This window comes from Streptomyces sp. NPDC006655 (assembly GCF_040703965.1).
Taxonomy (GTDB): domain Bacteria; phylum Actinomycetota; class Actinomycetes; order Streptomycetales; family Streptomycetaceae; genus Streptomyces.
The window spans coordinates 180448-200154 of the sequence record NZ_JBEYJU010000003.1; the positions used below are offsets into that span (position 1 = coordinate 180448).

Genomic DNA, 19707 nt, shown 5'->3' on the forward strand with positions numbered 1-19707 from the left:
CGAAGATCACATCACCTGTGGATCATTCGTCGTCGAGGCCGCGCTCTATGGCATACCGGACCAGTTCCACCCTGTTGTGCAACTGGAGTTTGCCGAGGGTGTTCTGCACGTGGTTCTGGACCGTGCGGTGCGAGATGACCAGACGCTCCGCGATCTGCTTGTAGCTCAACCCCTTGGCCACCAGCCGCAGTACCTCGGTCTCCCGGTCGGTCAGCCGGGGCGCGTCCGGCCCGTCGGCGTCCGCGGCCGGGGCCGGTTCGGAGGCCAGCCGGCGGTACTCGCCGAGGACCAGACCGGCCAGGCCGGGCGTGAACACCGGGTCCCCCACGGCGGTACGGCGCACCGCGTCCAACAGCTCCTCCGTCGAAGCCGACTTCAGCAGGTAGCCGGTCGCGCCGGACTTCACCGCCTCCAGGACGTCGGCGTGCTCCCCGCTCGCCGACAGCACGAGCACCCGCAACGCCGGGTCGTGGCCCACGAGTTCCTTGCAGACCTGGACGCCGGGCTTGGCCGGCAGGTTGAGGTCGAGGACGAGGACGTCCGGCGCGGCGGCCTTGGCACGGCGCACCGCCTGGTCGCCGTCCCCGGCGGTGGCGACCACCTCGAAACCTGACTCGGCCAGGTCCCGGGCGACCGCGTCGCGCCACATGGGGTGGTCGTCGACCACCATCACCTTGATGCTCATCGTCGCTCCGCCTTCCCCGGGGAGACCTTCGGTACCTTCAGTTCCACTTCCGTGCCCTGCCCGGGAGTCGAGAACAGCTCGGCGCTGCCGCCGAGGTCGCGCAGCCGCCCGCGGATCGACTGGGCCACCCCGAGCCGCCCCTCCCCCTCGGCCTGGGCGAGCCGGCCCTCGGGGATGCCGGGGCCGTCGTCCCGTACGGTCACCACGATCGCGTCGGGCTCGTCCTCGACCAGGATCCAGGCCCGCGCCCGCTCTCCCGCGTGCCGGCGCACATTGTCCAGGGCCGCACCGACGGCGGCGGCCAGCTCCTGTGCCGCGCGCGCCGGCAGCTCCACCGGTGCACCGGGCTCGGCCAGGTTGACCCGGGAGCCGGCGTACCGCGCGAGCAGCGTGCGCAGGTCGACGGGGCCCGACTCGTCCGGCTCCTCGACCAGGCGTACGACCGCGCCCTCGGCCTCGTCCTCCGAGACCCGGGAGGCGGGCAGCAGGCCGCCGGAGACCAGGGTGCGCAGGGCCACCTCCTGCTCGCCCGCCATCCGCCCCAGTTCGGCCGCCTCGCCGCCGAGGACCGCGCCGCGCCGCTGCACCATGGCCAGCACCTGGAGCACGCTGTCGTGGATGTCCCGGGCGAGCCGCTCCCGTTCCCGGGTGGCCGCCTCGATCTCCAGGGCGCGGGCGAGGGTGCGCTCGGAGGCGCGGGCCACCTCGACGACGTAGCCGATGGCGATGGAGGCGACCCAGACCAGGATCACGTTGTGGACGGTGTCGCGGGCCGGCTGGCCGCGCTCGACGAGGTTGGCGGCGGCCACCGGGGTGGAGGCGAACGCGGCCCAGCGCCAGCCGCCCTTGAGGGCGTAGGCGAGGACCGAGCCGGCCGTCCATATCGACGGCAGCGTGGGCCCGCCGCGGTCGATGTGGCCCTGGGTGACCACCCAGGGTGTCAGCACGATGCCGGTGAGCGCGACGGCGAGGTCCACCGCGAGGAAACGCCTGGTGCAGGCCACCGCACCCTGTACGCGGGGCAGGGTGGCCAGCGTCCAGACGGTCAGGACCGCGTAGTAGGCGATGGCGACGCCCGGCCGGTCGTAGTCCTCGTAGGCGGAGGCGAACAGGCCGATCGCGTAGAGCAGGGTCAGCACGCGGTAGCCGGTGAGCGCACGCCACAGCGGCTGCTCCACCGACATCCTCACGACTCGTTCCCGCTTGGTCATCTCCCCCGGTCCCCCCAGTCCCTGGCGCGCCCCCCGCGCCACCACCCCGGTGCTACGACCCGGTGGTCTTCTTGTCCGCCTTCGCCGCGTCCTTCTCTGCCTTCGCGGCCTCCGCGAGCTGCCGCTTGGCGGCGGTCGCGTAGATGTCGACGTACTCCTGGCCGGAGAGCTTCATGATCTCGTACATGACCTCGTCGGTCACCGCGCGCAGCACGAACCGGTCGTGCTCCATGCCCTGGTAGCGGCTGAAGTCCAGGGCCTTGCCGATGCGGATGCCCGGACGCATCAGCTTGGGCATCACCTGCCCGGGCGGCTGGATCTTCTCGGTGTCGATCATGGCGACCGGGACGACCGGGGCGCCGGTCGCGAGCGCCACGCGCGCGAGGCCGCCGGGCTTGCCGCGGTAGAGCCGGCCGTCGGGCGAGCGGGTGCCCTCCGGGTAGATGCCGAACAGCTCCCCGCGCTCCAGCACCTCTATGCCGCTCCTGACCGCCGCCTCGCCCGCGCCGCGCGCCCCGGAGCGGTCCACCGGGAGCTGGCCGACGCCCTTGAAGAAGGCGGCCGTGAGGCGGCCCTTCACGCCGGGCGTGGTGAAGTACTCGGCCTTGGCGATGAAGGTGACCTTGCGGTCGAGCACCGCGGGCAGGAAGAACGAGTCCGAGAAGGACAGGTGGTTACTCGCCAGGATCGCCGGGCCCTCGGCCGGGACGTTCTCCAGGCCCTCCACCCAGGGCCTGAAGGTGACCTTGAGCGGTCCCCCGATAGCGACCTTCATCGCGCCGTACAACAACCGAGTGCCTCCTGTTTCCGTGGATCAGACCTTAACCCGCAGCACCGGGAATGGCCCCGACGACCCTGGTCGGTGTCAGTGCCGTCGCGTACGGTGAAGCACATCGGAAGTCGTCGTTTCCACCTCCCGCAGTTCCCACCTCACGCAGTTTCACTGGTTCCCCGTGGTTCCCCCTCTCACGAATTGGAGAGCGAAGGTGCCGGTTCTCCCCGGAGCCGAGCCGTACCGCCATGCCGGCGGAGAGGTCGGTGTCCTCCTCTGTCACGGCTTCACCGGCTCCCCCCAGTCGCTGCGCCCCTGGGCCGAGCACCACGCCGCGCACGGCCTGACGGTGTCCCTGCCCCTGCTGCCGGGCCACGGCACGCGCTGGGAGGACATGCAGGTCACCGGCTGGCAGGACTGGTACGCGGAGGTGGACCGGGAGCTGCGGCTGCTGCGCGAGCGCTGCTCCCGGGTGTTCGTGGCGGGCCTGTCGATGGGCGGCACGCTGGCGCTGCGGCTGGCCGCCAGGAACGGGACGGGTGTGGACGGCGTGGTGATCGTCAACCCGGCGAACAAGGTGCACGGCCTGTCCGCGTACGCCCTTCCGGTGGCCCGGCACCTGGTGCGCACGACGCGGGGCATCGCCAGTGACATCGCCAAGCCGGGCGCCGCGGAGGTGGGGTACGACCGGGTGCCGCTGCACTGCGCGCACTCGCTGCGCACCTTCTTCCGTACGGTGGACGGCGAGTTGCCGCGGGTGACCCAGCCCCTGCTGCTCCTGCGCAGCACCCGGGACCACGTGGTTCCGGCGGTCGATTCCGCCCGGATCCTGAGCCGGGTGTCGTCCACGGACGTAACGGAGGTCGTGCTGGAACAGAGTTACCACGTGGCGACGTTGGACCACGACGCGGACCGGATCTTCGAGGAGAGCCTCACCTTCATCGGACGGCTCGCACCCAGTGTCGGCAAGGAAGGGACGGCCGCAGTTGGCTGAGCACGACTCCGACCGCGAGGACCGCGAGCCGGACGAGAAGGGAGTGCCCTTCGACGAGGCCGCCGCCTGGGCGGCGATCGTCGCGGGCTACGGCGAGGAACCACCGGATCCGCCGGGTACGACGCCGTTCAAGCCGGTGCAGGACCTGGCGCTGCCGCCGATGGAGGAGGACGAGGCCGCGGCCGGTCCCCAGGCCGCTCAGGAGACGCCCCCGGCGAGACCGCTGGGCAGCTCCGTCTCCTTCGCGCCGGGGGTGGGCCCGCGTGACTACACGGCGCCCGAGGCGTCCGAGGACGACTTCGACGAGGACGACGAGGGCCACTTCGTACCGCCGGAACCGCCGCCGCTGCCGACCGCCGACACGACGGCCAGGTTCGCCTGGCTGGGTGTGGTGGGCGGGCCCGTGCTGCTGCTGATCGCGGTGCTGCTGGGCTGGGACATGACCTGGTGGCTGGCGACGCTGGGGATCGGCGGGTTCCTCGGCGGGTTCGTCACGCTGGTGACCCGGATGAAGACGGACGACGACGAGGACGGCGACCCCGGGCGGGGCGCGGTGGTCTGAGCGTCGCCCTACGACGGGGGAATTCTGAGGGCGGCCAGCACCGGGCAGGTGGTCCGTGGCCGCCCTCAGGCAGTACCTCCTGACGCCACCCTCGCACTGCTCGGCCCCGGGGGCCTCACAGGCTTCGGACGGCTGCGCCGGACTCCGTCCGGCGGCCCTGGCTCAGGACGCGGGCACCCGGAGGGCGGCCAGCACGGGCAGGTGGTCCGTGGCCGCCCTCAGGTCTGCTTCGGTGACGCCCGGCTGGTCGACGGGGACGCCGCAGCCGAGCACCTCGATGCCCTTCGTCGCGAAGATCGCGTCGATGCGCTGGTGCGGGTCGGTGGACCAGGAGGTGAACTCGCCGCCCCAGGGGGCGGTGACATGGCAGTCCTGGTAGGCGTCGGCCAGGCGGTGGAAGGTACGGCCGTCGGGCCGGTCGTTGAGGTCGCCGCCCGCGACGGCGTGCTCCACGCCCAGACCGGCGACCCGGTCCAGAAGCATGCCGCCCTGCTCGTAGCGCTCGTCCTGCTGGAGGCTGAGGTGGAAGCTGGTGACGCCGAGGCGGACGCCACCGAACCGGACGACGGCGGTGGCGAGGCCGCGGCGGTGCAGGCCGGGGGTGAGCGGGAGCAGCACGTCCTCGGTGCGCTCGACGGTGGCGCGCAGGTCGCAGAGGATCGCCGGGCCGGCCGCGGTCGCGCCGCCGGTGAGGATCACCAGGTCGCAGGCGGAGGCCAGGCGGGCGAGCTTCTTGCGCCAGCGGAAGAAGCGGGGGGCTTCCTGGACGAGGACCAGGTCGGGGGCGCAGGCCCTGATGACGCGGGCGAGGGCGTCGGTGTCGTCGCGCAGGGAGCGGATGTTGTAGCTGAGGACCCGGATGACGGCCGAACCGTCGGGTTCCGTGTGGGAGTTGGGGAGCGGCGCCATGTGGATCAACTGTACGCCCAACCGCTCGGGGCGCGAGGCGGGTGCGCGGCCGGCCGGTGCACTGTGGCCGGTCGCGCAGTTCCCCGCGCCCTGAGGGGTTGCGGTTGCCGCATCCCGGACATCCGGGGCGTTACATGATCGGGTCCGGCTCTCTCGCCAGGTCCGCCGCTCCTACCAGGCCCGCCTCGTTGCCCAGCTGGGCCGCGATGACCTCGGCCACCGGGCGCCAGTTGCCGCCGACCAGCCAGCGCTTGTAGGACTTGCGGATCGGGTCGAGGACCAGTTCGCCCTCGTCCGAGAGGCCGCCGCCGACGATGAAGGCCGAGGGGTCGAAGAGGGAGGCGAGGTCGGCCAGACCGGCGCCGGCCCAACGGGCGAGCTCGCGGTAGGAGTCGACGGCGACCGGGTCGCCCTGGCGGGCGGCCATGGAGATGTGCTTGCCCTCGATGCCGTCGGGGCTGCCGTCGCCGAGGCCGAGCAGGATCTCGGCGGCCTCGGGGGTCGCGTTGGCGCGCTGCTTGGCGTAGCGGACGAGGGCCCGGCCGGAGGCGTACTGCTCCCAGCAGCCCTGCGAGCCGCAGCCGCACAGCAGCCCGTCCGGGACCATCCGGATGTGCCCGAACTCGGCGGCGACCCCGAAGTGGCCGCGGCGCAGTTTGTTGCCGATGATGATGCCGCCGCCGAGGCCGGTGCCGAGGGTGATGCAGATGACGTTGCGGTGGCCCTTGCCGGCACCGAACTTGTACTCGCCCCAGGCGGCGGCGTTGGCGTCGTTCTCCACGACCACGGGGAGGCCGACGCGGGCCTCGACCTTCTCCTTCAACGGCTCCTGGCGCCAGTCGATGTTGGGCGCGAAGTAGACCGTGGAGCGCTGCCGGTTCACGTAACCGGCGGCACCGATGCCCACGCCGACGATCTCGTGCCCGGCGCGGGCGCCCTCTACGGCGGAAGCAATGGCGTCCACGATGCCCTCGGGCGTACCCGGGGTCGGCACCTTGTGGGTCGAGAGGATGTTGCCTTCCTCATCGACCACGCCGGCCGCGATCTTCGTGCCGCCGATGTCGACGCCGATGGTGAGTCCCATGAATCCCTCAGTTTCGGTCGAGCCCCGCTACGGCCAACCGTACCCGAGGCCCTGTCGCCGGGCTCCCGTCGTCCGCCCGGAGCCCGGCGGACGGGAACCCGGCGACAGGGCCTCGGAGGGCTTTCAGTCGAGGTCGATGCGCTCGCCCGGGGCGGTGCCCTCGCCCGTGTCCCTGCGGTCGGCGGAGGTCCAGCGGGTCTCCTGGGCCTGGACCGCGGAGCGGTAGGCCGCGAGGAGTTCGCCGCCGGCCGCGGCCAGGTGGTCGAAGACGTCCGGGTTGCGCTCTATGACGGGCTCGACGGCGTTCTTCGCCTGCTGCACGACCTGCCGGACCACCTGCTGGGCGGCGGGCCCGGCGACCGCCCCGAGGAGCGGGGTCTGGAGGCCGGAGAGCTTGTCGGCGACGGCGTCGACGAGCTTGCGCAGCTCCTCGGCGGCCGACCCCGGCGGGGGGCCGTACTGGGTGCGTCGGCGGGCCTTCTCCGCCTCCAGGTCCTCGGCGCACGCGGTGGCCCAGGCGTCGGCGTCCGTCGCCCGTGCCTCGTCCGCGGCCTCGGAGGCGCCGGCTGTGGGCTGCTCTTCGCTCATGACGGACTCCTGACTACGGTTCGTCCCTACGACGGTACCCGAACGGGCGTACCGGTTTCACCGTCAGCGCGGCCACAGCTCCGGGTCGGGCGCGAAGCGCAGCCGCAGCTCGCCGTCGCGCAGGGCGGCCCCGGCGACCGTGCAGCGGCGCAGCGCGGAGGGCAGCTCGACGATCCTGCGGAAGCCGCCGACGGTGATGACGACCTCGTCGCCACGCCGGACGAGGTCGAGGTCGTCCCGTATCGCGCCGGGCAGCGGGATGTGCCAGACCAGGACGCCGTCCGCCTCGATCAGGTCGGCGACGGGCCACTCGACCGGGGCGGCCTCCGTGTTGACGCCGGGCACGGCGAGCGCGGCGAGGTCGTCGGTGCCGCGCGGGTCGCGGCCGAGGTGGGCGACGGGGGTCACCGGGTGGACCTCCGCCCACTCCGCCAGGGCCTTGTGCTGCTGGGCGACCAGCCCGTGCAGCGGGGTGTCCTCGGGCAGCACGCGGTTGGCGACCAGGGCCTCCGTGGGCAGGCCGCGCAGGGCCAGTCCGAGGCGGGCGGCGCGGACGGCGTCGGCGCCCGCCGGGCCGGGCTCGGCGACCAGTCGTACGGCGGTGCGGCGGTCGCCGAGGACGGCCTCGACGGCGGCGAGTTCCACGTCCCAGCGGGCGGCGGTCTCGTAGAGCCAGTCGGCGGGCATGGGGACGCCGGCGAGCCGGCCGAGGACGGGCCGCAGGGCACGGGCGGCCTGCCGCTCCGGTGGCAGCAGGCGGCGCAGGTAGCGGCGGAGTTCCTCGGGGAGGGCGAGCAGGTCGAGGGCGCGCGGGGCGGCCGGCAGGTCGACGACGAGCAGGTCGTAGCGGTCGGAGAGGGCCGCGTCCCGCAGGGCCCGCAGGAGGGACAGTTCCTCGGCGCCGGGGAGGGGGGTGAGTTCCTCGGCGTCCAGGCGGGAGGCGCCGAGCAGGTCGAGGACGTTCGCGGCGCGCGTCTGGAAGGCGGTGAGGTCCTCGCGGAAGCGGGCGGCCGCGTCGGGGCGCCAGGCGGTGAGGGTGGCGGTGACCCGGGTGGGTTCCGGTCCTGTCGCCGTGCCCAGGGCCGCGCCGAGGGTGTCGGTGCGGTCGGCGCCGAGTACGAGGGTGGGGGTGCCCTCGGCGGCGGCGCGCAGGGCGGTGGCCGCGGCGACCGTCGTACGACCGCTGCCGCCGGGGCCGGTGATCAGGATGGTGCGCATGAGGGTGAACCGTAACGGACTCACCGGCGTGGGCATGGTGCCGCTGCGCGCGCCCGCCCGCGGCCGAACGGCTACTCCCCCGCCTCCACCCTCTTCTTCAGCCCCGCCAGCGCACGGTCGATGATGACCTTCTCGGCCTTGCGCTTGATCATCCCCAGCATCGGGATCTTGACGTCCACCGTCAGCGAGTACGTGACCTCGGTCGCTCCCGCCCCCACCGGCTTCAGCAGGTACGACCCGTCCAGCGACCGCAGCATCTGCGACTTCACCAGCGTCCAGGAGACCTCGTTGTCACCGGTCCACGTGTACCCCAGCGTCTGGTCGTCCTTGATCGCACCCGCGTCCATGACGAGGCGGACCTGCTCGGCCCGCCCCCGGGCGTCGGTCTTCAGTACCTCCGCCTCCTTCACCTCACCGGTCCAGTCCGGATACCGGGCGAAGTCGGCGATCACCGCCATGACGTCGGCCGGGGCCGCCTCGATCGTGATGCTCGAGCTGGTGTGTTCCGCCATCGCCGTGGCTCCTCCGGATGCGGGCCGGTATGAAGAGGTCGCTGAACGCGCGTGCGCACGCCTGTGCAGCGTGAAGGCTACCGCGCGCCCGACCAGCCGACTTCACCCCCGTGTCCGGGCTGTCACCATTCCAGCGCCCAGGGCCGCCCCGCACTGGCGAAGTGCCCGACGTTCACGCACTCGGTGGCCCCGATCCGCATGCGTTTCACCAGCGGCTGGTGGACATGTCCGAAGAGGGAGTAGCGCGGCCGGGTGCGCCGGATGGCGTCCAGCAGCGCGCGGCTGCCCCGTTCGAAACGGCGCGCCACGGTGTCGTAGACCAGCTCGGGCACCTCCGGCGGGATGTGCGTGCAGAGCACGTCGACCTCGCCGACCGCCTCGATCTTCGCCGCGTACTCCTCGTCGGAGATCTCGTAGGGGGTGCGCATCGGGGTGCGCAGGCCGCCGCCCACGAAGCCGAACACCCACCCGCCGATCTCCACCCGCTGCCCGTCCAGGACCGTCGTGCCCGGCCCCGCGTACTCGGGCCACAGCTGCGGCATGTCGACGTTGCCGTAGGTCGCGTACGTCGGTGCCGGGAACGCCGCGAACATCTCGGCGTACTGCTTGCGCACCGCCTTCTCGATCGCGCTCGCCCGGTCCATGTCGATCCCGCCCCACAGCCGCGCGCCCAGTTCCCGGGCCTCCTCGAAGCGGCGGGCGGTACGCAGCTCGACGAGGCGGTCGGCGTTCTCGACGCCGAACAGGTCGGGGAAGATGCCGCGGGAGTGGTCGGCGTAGTCGAGGAAGAGGACGAGGTCGCCGAGACAGATCAGGGCGTCGGCTCCGTCGCCGGCTCTGGCCAGGTCACGGGCGTTGCCGTGGACGTCGCTGACCACGTGGACGCGGGTCCTTCGGATGCCGGGGGGTGTGGCTGCCATGGTGATCAAGGGTAGGTCGGGCAATGCACTTGTGAACAGGCGATGGGCGGACCTGCGGTTACTGGTCAGTCACTAAGGCCGTGGACTACCGTACGCGGAGGAACACCCACCTGTGTGACGCAGCGAACATCTCGCCGGGACCCCCTGTCGAAGAAGCCATACCGGCGGGTAACGTCCGGGCAGTCCAGTCGTGCTCAGGATTTCAACCAGCGGATCTTCCGGCCCGCGGCGAAGCCCTGAGTACCTGCCCGAGCCGTGGACCGCACCGTCGCATCGCACAACGTCGTGGCGCCGGCGCCCTATGAGGAGCAGCAGTCTTGCGCGAGTTCAGCCTTCCGGCTTTGTACGAGGTCCCCGCGGACGGAAATCTGACCGACATCGTCCGCAGAAACGCCGCGCAGCATCCGGACGTCGCCGTGATGGCCCGCAAGGTCGGCGGTGTCTGGCAGGACGTCACCGCCACCGCCTTCCTCGCCGAGGTGCACGCGGCCGCGAAGGGCCTCGTCGCCGCCGGGATCCAGCCCGGCGACCGGGTCGGCCTGATGTCCCGCACCCGCTACGAGTGGACGCTCCTCGACTTCGCGATCTGGTGTGCCGGCGCGGTCACCGTGCCGGTCTACGAGACCAGCTCGCCGGAGCAGGTGCAGTGGATCCTCAGCGACTCCGGGGCCACCGCCTGCATCGTGGAACTCGACAGCCACACCGCCGCCGTGGAGTCGGTGCGCGAGACGCTGCCCGCGCTCAAGCACGTCTGGGGGATCGAGGCCGGCGCTCTGGAGGAGCTGGGCAGGCTCGGCCAGGGCGTCACCGACGCGACCGTCGAGGAGCGCAGCTCGCAGGCGAAGGCGGACGACCCGGCGACCATCGTCTACACGAGCGGTACCACCGGGCGTCCCAAGGGCTGTGTCCTCACCCACCGCAGCTTCTTCGCGGAGTGCGGGAACATCGTGGAGCGGCTGCGCCCGCTGTTCCGCACCGGCGAGTGTTCCGTGCTGCTCTTCCTCCCGCTCGCGCACGTCTTCGGCCGGCTCGTGCAGATCGCCCCGATGATGGCGCCGATCAAGCTGGGCTGCGTCCCGGACATCAAGAACCTCACCGACGAGCTGGCCTCCTTCCGGCCGACGCTGGTCCTCGGCGTCCCGCGGGTCTTCGAGAAGGTGTACAACTCGGCGCGCGCCAAGGCGCAGGCCGACGGCAAGGGCAAGATCTTCGACAAGGCGGCGGACACCGCGATCGCGTACAGCAAGGCGCTGGACACGCCGTCCGGCCCGTCCCTCGGCCTGAAGATCAAGCACCGGACCTTCGACAAGCTCGTCTACAGCAAGCTGCGGGCGGTGCTCGGCGGCAGGGGCGAGTACGCCATCTCCGGCGGCGCCCCGCTCGGCGAGCGCCTCGGGCACTTCTTCCGCGGCATCGGCTTCACGGTCCTGGAGGGCTACGGCCTGACCGAGTCCTGCGCGGCGACCGCGTTCAACCCCTGGGACCGGCAGAAGATCGGCACGGTCGGTCAGCCGCTGCCCGGTTCGGTGGTCAGGATCGCGGACGACGGCGAGGTGCTGCTGCACGGCGAGCACCTGTTCAAGGGCTACTGGAACAACGAGGCCGCGACCGCCGAGGCGCTGGCCGACGGCTGGTTCCACACCGGGGACATCGGCACCCTGGACGAGGACGGCTACCTCAGGATCACCGGCCGCAAGAAGGAGATCATCGTCACCGCGGGCGGCAAGAACGTCGCCCCGGCCGTGATCGAGGACCGGATCCGCGCGCACGCGCTGGTCGCGGAGTGCATGGTGGTGGGCGACGGGCGGCCGTTCGTGGGCGCGCTGATCACCATCGACGAGGAGTTCCTGGGCCGCTGGGCGGCCGAGCACGGCAAGCCGGCGGGTGCCACCGCGGCGTCGCTGCGTGACGACCCGGATCTGAACGCTGCGGTCCAGGCCGCGGTCGACGACGGCAACGCCGCGGTGTCGAAGGCGGAATCGGTGCGGAAGTTCCGCATTCTGTCCTCCCAGTTCTCGGAGGAGTCGGGCCACCTGACGCCGTCCCTGAAGCTCAAGCGCAACGTGGTGGCGAAGGACTACGCGAACGAGATCGAGGCCATCTACCAGAAGTAGGACGGCCCGTGCGGCTCGGCGGGGCTCAGAAGTCCTGGGCGAGAACCCGTTCCATCGTCCGCTCGGCGAGCGCGGTGATGGTCACGAACGGGTTCACGCCGATGTTCCCGGGGACCAGTGAGCCGTCCGTGACGTACAGCTTCGCGTAGCCCTTCACACGGCCGTAGTCGTCGGTCGCCTGTCCGAGGACGCAGCCGCCCAGCGGGTGGTAGCAGAAGTCGTCCGCGAACACCTTGCTCGACGACCCGAACAGGTCGTACCGGTAGATCGTCGCGTTGGCCGCGTTGATCCGGTCGAACAGTTTCTTGGCCATGGCGACCGAGACCGCGCTCTGGGCGGCGGTCCAGCCCAGCTTCACCGCGTCGCTCGCGGAGTCGTAGGTGAACGTGGCCCGTTGCGGGTTCTTGGTGATCGCCAGGTACAGGCTCACCCAGGTCTCGAACCCGATGGGCAGCGGCGCGATCTCCGCGAAGACCGGGTTGTCGGTGTTGGCCCAGTCGTCGATGCCCATCACCGGCATGGTCGACTGGTTGGCGCCGGTGGTGTCCCAGACGTGGTTGGCACGTCCGAGCATGGTGTTGCCGTTGGTGCTCCAGCCGCTGCCCACGCTGGAGTCGAGCGCGGGCAGCGTCCCGGTGTCCCTGGCCCGCACGAGCAGTTCGGTGGTGCCGAGGCTGCCGCCGCCGAGGAACAGGTAGGTGCAGCTGTACTGCTTGCTCTCGACCACGGCCCCGGTCGTGTCGATCCGGTCGACGCTCAGCACGTACGACCCGTCGCCGGCCCGGGTGACCGCCCTGACCTTCTCCATGGTGTGGATGGTCAGGTTGCCGGTGCCCAGGGCAGCGGCGAGGTAGGTCTTGTCGAGGCTCTTCTTGCCGTGGTTGTTGCCGTAGATGACCTCCTGGGCGAGCGCGGACTTCGGGACGGTGCCGGCGGCCTCCTGCGCCATGTACCCGAAGTCGTAGACGTTCGGTACGAAGGTGGTGGTGAGCCCGGTGTTGGCGGCGGCCTTCCGCGAGGTCCGGGCGAACCGGTACCACTCGGTCGACTCGAACCAGGTGGGGTCGACGGAGTTCACGCCGAGCATGGCGCGGGCGCGCGGGTAGTACGTGTTGTACATCGCGCTCGCGTCCACGGTCGGGAACTGCTCGGTGAAGTACGACCGCCGGGGCGTGACCGCCATCCCGCCGTTGACCAGGGACCCGCCGCCGACGCCCCGTCCCACGTACACGGACATGTCGTCGTAGTGCACCCGGTCCAGGACGCCGGGATAGGCGGTGATGTCCTTGTTGACGACGTCCAGCCAGAGGAAGGTGGCGAGCGGTGCCTCGGTGCGGGTCCTGAACCACATGGACCGCTTGTCCGGGGCGGCGGTCGAGCAGAAGATCTTTCCGTCGGAGCCCGCCGTGTTCCACAGCTGGCCCATCTCGATCATGAGGGTGCGTACCCCGGCCTGCCCGAGCCGGAGCGCGGCCACGGCCCCGCCGTAGCCCGAACCGACCACGATGGCGGGCGCGTTGTCGACGGCGGCGGCCTCCTCGGCGGCCTGCGCCGACTGGAGCTGGACCCGGGTGAGACCGGCCGCGGCGGCGGTCTGGAGGGCGATCATGCCCAGAATGTGACGTCTCGTCAGCTGACGCTGCATCAGTTTTGCTGCCATGCGCGCAGCATGTGCGGATTTTCCGCTTCCGCCTAGCCCTACGGCGAAGTTAGTGACAACGCGCCCCGAAAGGGGGGGCGCTGGGGGTCTCCCCGGCCGAAGGCTGGGGGGAGGAACGGCGCGACCAGCCACGACGGGCCCGCAGCCGAACCGCGACCCGCCCTTCTAGAGCAGCTCCTTCAGGCGCTCCGCAAGGAGATCCCACCGCCACTTCTCCTCGACCCACTGCCGCCCCCGCTCCCCCATCCGCCGCCGCAGCTCCGCGTCTCCCAGCAGCACCACGATGCGCTCGGCGGCCTCCTCCACGACCCCGCCCCGCACCACCCACCCGGTCTCCCCGTCGAGCACCGCGTCCGGCGCGCCCCCGGAGTCCCCGGCCACCACCGGAAGCCCGGTAGCCGAGGCCTCCAGGTACACGATCCCGAGCCCCTCCACGTCCAGCCCGCCGCGCCGGGTCCGGCACGGCATCGCGAACACGTCGCCCGCCCCGAAGTGCGCCGGCAGCTCGGCCCACGGCACGGCCCCCGTGAACCGCACCGACGCCTCGACGCCGGTCTCCCGGGCCAGCCGCCGCAGGTCGCCCTCGTACGGGCCGCCCCCGACGATCAGCAGCACCGCGTCCGGCTCGGCGGCCAGGATCCGCGGCATCGCGCGGATCAGCGTGTCCTGCCCCTTGCGCGGCACCAGCCGCGAGACGCACACCACCACCGGCCGGTCGGTCAGCCCCAGCCGCGCCCGCACCTCGGCGCCCCCGGACCCGGGATGGAAGGTCTTCTCGTCCACACCCGGCGGCAGCTGCACCATCCGGCCCGCCGCCCGCGCACTGAGCGCGGTCGCGATCCGGGACCGCGTGTACTCGCCCAGGTAGGTGATCGTGTCGGTCGTCTCGCCGATCCGCCCGAGCAGCTGCCGGGCGGCGGGCAGCTGGGCCCAGCCGGCCTCGTGCCCGTGTGTGGTGGCCACCAGCCGCTCGGCCCCCGCCCGGCGCAGCGCCGGCGCCATCAGACCGAGCGGAGCCGCCGCCCCGAACCACACGGACGTGCACCCGTGCTCCCGGAGCAGCCCGACCGCCGTCCGGGTCGCCCCGGGCGTCGGCAGCAGCATCGTCGTACGATCGCGTACGACGGTGAAGGGCTGCTCCGCGTCGAACGCGGCGGTGGCCAGGGCGCCCTCCCGGCTCCGCTTCCACGTGGACGCGTAGACGACGAGCCGCTCGGGGTCCAGCCGCAGGGCCATGTTGTGCAGGAAGGCCTGGATCCCGCCCGGCCGGGGCGGGAAGTCGTTCGTCACGATGAGGGTCTTGTGCATCGCCGCAGACCCTACCCGCACCGCGTGTCCGGCCGTGCCTCATGGCTCCCGCACAGGCCGGCGCGAGATCATGTGGCCCGACCGGACACGGCACGCCGAAGGACAGGGGCTCAGGTGGACACGAAGGGCGTGAAGCGTGCCCTGGCGTCGCTGCTCGGCGTCTGGGGGGTCACCCGGCTGGTGCTGCTGCTGTTCGTCCTCAAGGTGTTCGTCCTCCCCGGCGCGGACGTCACCACCGACGTGTCCGTGATCTACCAGGGCTGGTACGAGGTCCTGCGGCACGGGACGTTCCCGCTGGGCGACGTCACCTGGCAGTACCCGCCGGCCGCCGCCCTGGCGATCCTCTCCCCCGGCCTCCTGCCCTTCCTGGCCTACCCGACCGCCTTCTTCGTGCTGGCCCTCCTCGCCGACCTGGTGGTGCTGTCCCTGCTGCTCCGCACGGGGCCGCGCCCCGGCCGTACGCTGCGCGGCGCCTGGGTCTGGGTGCTCGGCGTCCCGCTCCTCGGCCCGACCGTGTACTGCCGCTACGACCTGATGGTCACCGCCGTCGCGGTGGCCGCGCTGCTCGCCGGGGCCCGGCGTCCCCGGATCATGGGGGCGCTGGCCGGGTTCGGCGCGATGGTCAAGGTGTGGCCGGCGCTGCTCCTGGTGGGTGCGGTACGGCGGCGGGCCTGGGCGTGGGCGGCGCTCACGGCGGGCGCGGTCGGAGCGCTGTTCGCGGTGACCGTGCCGGGCGCCTTCGCGTTCCTGACCTTCCAGCGGGACCGGGGCACCGAGGTGGAGTCGCTGGGCGGGCTGGTCTTCCACGTCGCCCGGCACTTCGGCTGGCACGGCGAGGTGCAGCTCCACTACGGCTCGATCGAATTCCTCGGCCCGCACGTGCGGGCGGTGAGTTCGGCGGCCCTGCTGCTCACCGTGCTCGCCTTCGGCTGGCTGCTGCTGTGGCGGCTGTCGGCGGCCCGTTTCCGCTCCCACACGCTCGCGGACGCCGCGTTCACCGCCGTGCTGATGTTCACGGTCACCAGCCGGGTGATCAGCCCGCAGTACCTGGTGTGGCTGGTGGGCCTGGCCGCCGTCTGCCTGTGCTTCCGGGCCGGCCGGATGACCGGGCCGGCGGTGCTGGTCCTGCTGGCGGCCTTCGTGACGGTCCTGGAGTTCCCGATCGGCTTCTCGCACGTCGTGGTGAGCGACTGGTACGGCGTCACCCTGCTGCTCCTGCGCGACGGCCTGCTGGTCGCGGCGACCGGCACGGCGGCGCGCGTGCTGTGGCGGTCCACGGTGACCGAGGTGCCGTCCCCGCCGGTGCCCGTCCGGCGGGGCGCCGCGCCGGAGCAGCTCACTCAGTCGCCGAGCTGAGCCGTCAGGTAGGCGCGCCAGCGTGCGGTGAAGGCCGGCAGGGTGGTGCCGAGCTCCTTGCGCAGGGCGTCCTCCACCGCGCCCGCGCGGGCCGGGTGGGCGCCGACAGCGCGGTAGAAGGCGCCCAGCCGCTCCTCGCCCCAGTGGGCGGCGATCATCCGGCAGGCCAGCCAGCCGCCCTCGTAGGCCTGGGCCAGTTTGGTGGGGTCGTCGGTGAAGCCGAAGTCCTTGTCCGCCGGGAGGCCCGCCGGTACCTGCCCGGACCGGACGGCGCGGGTGAGTTCCGGGGCGGCCTCGGTGGGGGTGCGGCCGGTGTCGAGGTAGCCGATCCAGTCGGCGTAGCCCTCGGAGAGCCACAGCGGGGTGGCGGACGTGGTGTGGGCGCGGGTGGCGACATGGGTGGTCTCGTGGGTGAGGACCACCTGCCGGCCGACCGGGGCGAGGACGGCGTACGCCTCCGGATTGAGGATGACCCGGTCCGCCGGGGTCCGCCCGGAGCCCCCCACCTCGCCGGTGGTGACGGCGGCGATGCCCCGGTAGTTGGCGGCGGGCGCGCCGAGCAGGCGCGCCATGGCGTTCAGCGACCCGGGCACGAGCAGGACCACCCGCCGGGTCCAGTCCCCGCCCCAGGCCTTGGTGACCTCCGGGACGGCGGTGTCGGCGAGGCGGGCGTAGCCGCGCAGCGCGGTCTCGGACTGGCCGACGCCGAGGACCAGGCTGTGGGTGCCCCGGACTGTGCGTACCGTGCCCTGGTCCCACAGTTGCTGGCCGGTCTCCTCGGCGGCCCGGTCACGGGTGACGTACCACCGGCCGTCGGCGGTGCGGTCCAGGGTGAGCGTACGTGCGGTGGTCACCGGCGCCGCGTCGTAGCCCCGGATCCGGAAGCTGAGCTGGGCGTCGGCGGTGGCCTCGGCGCCGTCCCGGTGCACGGCGGTCACCCGGTAGCTCCACTGCGCGAGCGGCACGGCCCGCAGGTTCGCGTACGAACCGACGATGCCCGTCTCGCCGTACGCGCGCCGGTCGTGGCCGAGGACGGCGGCCGCGCGCCGGTCCAGGACCCGCTGCACCTGCGCCGTCGCCGTCCCGGCCGACGGCTGTCCGCCACCGCATCCGGTCAGCGGCAGGAGCAGCAGACACAGCCCCACCGCCCCTGAGCGCCACGCCCGCCAACGACCAGCCACTTTCCGATCGTACGGGGCGGGGCGCGGAATTCAGGGCCGGGTGACGGAGGAGACCGGCATCATCCCGACCGGGTCGTAGCGGACCGGGGCGCCCGGGTAGGGGGCGTGGATGACCTGGCCGTTGCCGACGTACATCGCCACATGGCTGGCGTCGGACCGGTAGACGACCAGGTCACCGGGTTGCGCCTGGGAGAGCGGGACCTGGTGGCCGGCGTAGCGCTGCTCCTGCGAGGTGCGCGGCAGGTGGATCCCGGCGTGCGCGTACGACCACTGCATCAGGCCCGAGCAGTCGAAGCCGGAGGGGCCGCTGGCGCCCCAGACGTAGGGCTTGCCCAGGGCGGAGCGGGCGGCGGCGATCGCGGCGGCCGCGCGGGCGTCCGGGGGGAGCACGCCGGTCAGGTCGGCCAGGTCGGCGCGGCCGTCACCGCGGGAGGCGTGCTCGAAGGCGGCGCGGTCCTCGGTGGGCAGCGCGTTGAGCAGGGTCCGGGCCTGGGCGAGCTTGCGTTCCACGACGGCCTTGTGGGAGGCGACCGCGCGGCGGCTGTGCTCCAGTTCGGCGAGTTTCCCGGCCGCCTCGGCGCGCTCCTGGGCGAGTTCGCGCATCGCCGACCGGAGTGCGCCGAGCTGCCCGGCCCGGCGGACGTCGATGCGGTCGAGGAGGGACGCCCGGTCGAGGTACTCCTCGGGGTCGTCGGAGAACAGCAGGGCCACGGTGGGGTCGAGGCCCCCGGCGCGGTACTGGGCGCCGGCCAGCGAACCGAGCGCCTCCCGCATGGTGTTGATGCGCTGCTGCTGGCGGGCGATCCGGTCCTGGGAGTCGTTCACCTCCCGGCGCAGCCTGCCGGCCTGTTCGTCGGCCTTGTCGTAGGCCTGGGTCGCCTCCTCGGCCTGCTGGTACAACCGGTCCACCTCGGCCCGGGTGTCGGTCCGCGGGGCGGCGCTCGCGGGTACCGCGCCGAGGGCGGCGGCCGCGGCCGACAGCGCACAGAGGGCGGCACCGGCGCCCCGGTTGAACCCGGACGGTGCGAGACGGCGATGAGACCCCAAGGGAGCCCGCACTCCTTCCGATCGTCGGAGGCCGGCGGTCCTCCCCGGTTCCGGGGGAACGCGCCGGCACTGACGCCCTCCCCCGCCCGGCGGGCGGGGAATTCCGGTCCGCGCCGCTCGGCGGCACCACCGCGGGTTCCTGCTTCACGGGCCGCGGCCCACCCTTGCGGGTCGGTCTCGCGCAGCCTCCACAGGCCTGACATTCCGCCCGTCCGGCGGTAGGTCCGACGATTTCCGTCTTCGGACGCGGCGATGCTAGCCGCGCCGGGACACCACGGCCAAAGACCCGCCACGGGGGCACAACGAGGAGCCCCGCCTCTGACGCAGGTCAGGGCGGGGCGGAGGTCAGATCACGCTGACAGGATTCCCCCGTTCGGGCGCCACAGCGAGTTGATCTTCGGCCGTACGGGTGTCGCGGTGACCGGATGGGGTGGTCAGATCCGGACGCCGAACTCGAAGGTCATGTCGCTCATCGCCTCGTAGCGGACGACGGCACCCGTGTGCGGGGCGTGCAGCACCTGGCCGTTGCCCGCGTACAGGCCGACGTGGTGGTAGTCGCCGAAGAAGATGACCAGGTCGCCGACCTTGAGGTCGCTCTCGCTGTAGATGCGGGTACCGGCGTTGGCCTGCGCCTCGGAGGTGCGCGGGATGGTGACGCCGGCCTGGGCGTAGGCCCAGGAGGTCAGACCCGAGCAGTCGAAGGAGGACGGGCCGGAGGCGCCGTAGACGTACGGCGAGCCGATCACGGACTGGGCGGCGGCGAAGGCGGCGGCGGCCCGGCCGGAGGCGGAGCCGGTGTTACCGAGGTCCACCCGGGCGGTGGCGCGGCTGGCGGCCTGGGCCTGCTCCCTGTCGAGCGCGGCCTTCTCCTTGGCCGTCAGGGTGTTGAGCAGCTTCTGCGCGTCGGCGAGCTTGCCCTGGACGGCGGTCTTCTGCCTGGCCAGCTCGGCACGGGTGGCGGAGAGGTCCTTGAGCTTGTCCGAGGCCTCTGCCCGCTCCTGGGCGAGTTCGCGCTGTTTGTCCTGGATCTTCTTCAGGGCCTCGACCTGCTGGCTGCTCAACTGGTCGAGCGTGGAGGCCTTGTCGAGGTAGTCGTCGGGGTTCGACGAGAGGAAGAGCTGGACGGAGGGGTCTATGCCGCCGGAGCGGTACTGCGCGGTGGCCAGCGAACCGAGGCTGTCCCGCAGCTTGTTGAGATCCTCCTGGCCACGAGCCACGTTGTCCTGGATCGTGGAGATCTCCTTCTGCAGCTTCTGCTGCTTGTCCTTGGCGCCGTCCAGCTTCTCGGTGGCCTGCTCGGCCTCCTCGTAGAGCTTGTCGACCTTCGCCTTGACCTCGTCCTTGCTCGGCTTCTCGCCGGGCGCCGCGTTGGCGGCGTTGGCACTGAGGACTACGGCCGCCGCGGCTGCGGTGGTGAGCACGGTCACGCGTGCACGGCTCGGCTGCTTGGGTCGACGATGGGACGCCACGGAGACGGGCTCCTTCGTTTGAGTGATCACCCGTGTGGAGGTTCGAGCCCAGACCCTAGTGACCCTCCTGTGATCAGTTCAAACCCAGGAGCCAAAAATCTGGTCACGCAACGCACT

General features: G+C 72.2%; 18 protein-coding genes. 4 read left to right on the forward strand and 14 right to left on the reverse strand.

The features are described from left to right. Window positions 1–22 precede the first annotated feature (22 nt). Genes AB0958_RS02935 through AB0958_RS02945 form a run of 3 tightly spaced genes read right to left on the reverse strand, consistent with a single transcriptional unit; the run spans window position 23 to window position 2671 of the window. The gene (locus AB0958_RS02935) at window positions 23–685 is read right to left on the reverse strand and encodes a response regulator transcription factor (protein ID WP_366888510.1); all 663 of its coding nucleotides are present in this window, start codon (window positions 683–685) and stop codon (window positions 23–25) included. Continuing rightward, window positions 682–1896: a DUF5931 domain-containing protein gene (locus AB0958_RS02940; protein ID WP_366888511.1), complete on the reverse strand. Its 1215-nt coding sequence runs from the start codon at window positions 1894–1896 to the stop codon at window positions 682–684. Before AB0958_RS02940 ends, AB0958_RS02935 begins: the two co-directional genes overlap by 4 nt. Window positions 1897–1948: 52 nt before the next feature. Further along, window positions 1949–2671 (reverse strand): lysophospholipid acyltransferase family protein, encoded by a 723-nt coding sequence (locus AB0958_RS02945; RefSeq protein ID WP_366888512.1) that lies wholly within the window; start codon window positions 2669–2671, stop codon window positions 1949–1951. A 211-nt stretch (window positions 2672–2882) separates the two neighbouring features. Here AB0958_RS02945 and AB0958_RS02950 point away from each other — a divergent pair, with 211 nt between their 5' ends. Beyond that, window positions 2883–3662, forward strand: coding sequence for an alpha/beta fold hydrolase (locus AB0958_RS02950; protein WP_366888513.1), 780 nt, complete (start codon window positions 2883–2885; stop codon window positions 3660–3662). Further along, window positions 3655–4224 (forward strand): hypothetical protein, encoded by a 570-nt coding sequence (locus tag AB0958_RS02955; RefSeq protein ID WP_366888514.1) that lies wholly within the window; start codon window positions 3655–3657, stop codon window positions 4222–4224. Before AB0958_RS02950 ends, AB0958_RS02955 begins: the two co-directional genes overlap by 8 nt. Window positions 4225–4386: 162 nt before the next feature. Here the strand turns inward: AB0958_RS02955 and AB0958_RS02960 are convergent, their stop codons facing one another. The 6 genes from AB0958_RS02960 to AB0958_RS02985 all read right to left on the reverse strand — a co-directional run bounded on the left by AB0958_RS02960 (window position 4387) and on the right by AB0958_RS02985 (window position 9455). Then, window positions 4387–5133, reverse strand: coding sequence for an endonuclease/exonuclease/phosphatase family protein (locus AB0958_RS02960; protein WP_366888515.1), 747 nt, complete (start codon window positions 5131–5133; stop codon window positions 4387–4389). 130 nt (window positions 5134–5263) lie between these two features. Continuing rightward, window positions 5264–6217, reverse strand: a complete 954-nt coding sequence (locus tag AB0958_RS02965; protein WP_132886312.1) for an ROK family glucokinase — start codon at window positions 6215–6217, stop codon at window positions 5264–5266. A gap of 123 nt (window positions 6218–6340) precedes the next feature. Next, the gene (locus tag AB0958_RS02970; RefSeq protein WP_366888516.1) at window positions 6341–6805 is read right to left on the reverse strand and encodes a DUF5304 domain-containing protein; all 465 of its coding nucleotides are present in this window, start codon (window positions 6803–6805) and stop codon (window positions 6341–6343) included. A gap of 63 nt (window positions 6806–6868) precedes the next feature. Then, window positions 6869–8023 (reverse strand): ArsA-related P-loop ATPase, encoded by a 1155-nt coding sequence (locus AB0958_RS02975; protein WP_366888517.1) that lies wholly within the window; start codon window positions 8021–8023, stop codon window positions 6869–6871. Window positions 8024–8094: 71 nt separating this feature from the next. Next, the gene (locus AB0958_RS02980) at window positions 8095–8535 is read right to left on the reverse strand and encodes an SRPBCC family protein (protein WP_366888518.1); all 441 of its coding nucleotides are present in this window, start codon (window positions 8533–8535) and stop codon (window positions 8095–8097) included. A gap of 122 nt (window positions 8536–8657) precedes the next feature. After that, a complete protein-coding gene (locus tag AB0958_RS02985; protein ID WP_366888519.1) occupies window positions 8658–9455 on the reverse strand; it encodes a metallophosphoesterase in 798 nt (265 codons plus the stop codon). Between the two features lie 317 nt (window positions 9456–9772). On the opposite strand from AB0958_RS02985, the gene AB0958_RS02990 reads away from it, so the two are divergent. Beyond that, the gene (locus AB0958_RS02990) at window positions 9773–11569 is read left to right on the forward strand and encodes an AMP-dependent synthetase/ligase (protein ID WP_366888520.1); all 1797 of its coding nucleotides are present in this window, start codon (window positions 9773–9775) and stop codon (window positions 11567–11569) included. Window positions 11570–11594: 25 nt separating this feature from the next. Here AB0958_RS02990 and AB0958_RS02995 read toward each other — a convergent pair whose 3' ends face one another. Both AB0958_RS02995 and AB0958_RS03000 read right to left on the reverse strand, forming a co-directional pair. Beyond that, entirely contained in the window at window positions 11595–13229 is a 1635-nt protein-coding gene (locus tag AB0958_RS02995) for a GMC oxidoreductase (RefSeq protein WP_366888521.1), read from the reverse strand. Between the two features lie 165 nt (window positions 13230–13394). Further along, window positions 13395–14537 carry a glycosyltransferase family 4 protein gene (locus AB0958_RS03000; RefSeq protein WP_366888522.1) on the reverse strand — a complete coding sequence of 381 codons (1143 nt, stop codon included), beginning with the start codon at window positions 14535–14537 and terminating at the stop codon, window positions 13395–13397. 114 nt (window positions 14538–14651) lie between these two features. Between AB0958_RS03000 and AB0958_RS03005 the strand changes: the two genes are divergently transcribed. After that, window positions 14652–15893 carry a glycosyltransferase family 87 protein gene (locus AB0958_RS03005; protein WP_366888524.1) on the forward strand — a complete coding sequence of 414 codons (1242 nt, stop codon included), beginning with the start codon at window positions 14652–14654 and terminating at the stop codon, window positions 15891–15893. Here the strand turns inward: AB0958_RS03005 and AB0958_RS03010 are convergent. The 3 genes from AB0958_RS03010 to AB0958_RS03020 all read right to left on the reverse strand — a co-directional run bounded on the left by AB0958_RS03010 (window position 15878) and on the right by AB0958_RS03020 (window position 19590). Beyond that, on the reverse strand, window positions 15878–17074 hold the full coding sequence (locus AB0958_RS03010; protein ID WP_366888525.1) for a hypothetical protein: 1197 nt from the start codon (window positions 17072–17074) through the stop codon (window positions 15878–15880). The two genes, AB0958_RS03005 and AB0958_RS03010, sit on opposite strands and share 16 nt — an antisense overlap. Window positions 17075–17104: 30 nt before the next feature. After that, window positions 17105–18121, reverse strand: a complete 1017-nt coding sequence (locus AB0958_RS03015; protein ID WP_366888526.1) for an NlpC/P60 family protein — start codon at window positions 18119–18121, stop codon at window positions 17105–17107. A 434-nt stretch (window positions 18122–18555) separates the two neighbouring features. Beyond that, window positions 18556–19590, reverse strand: coding sequence for an NlpC/P60 family protein (locus AB0958_RS03020; protein WP_366888528.1), 1035 nt, complete (start codon window positions 19588–19590; stop codon window positions 18556–18558). Window positions 19591–19707: the final 117 nt, after the last annotated feature.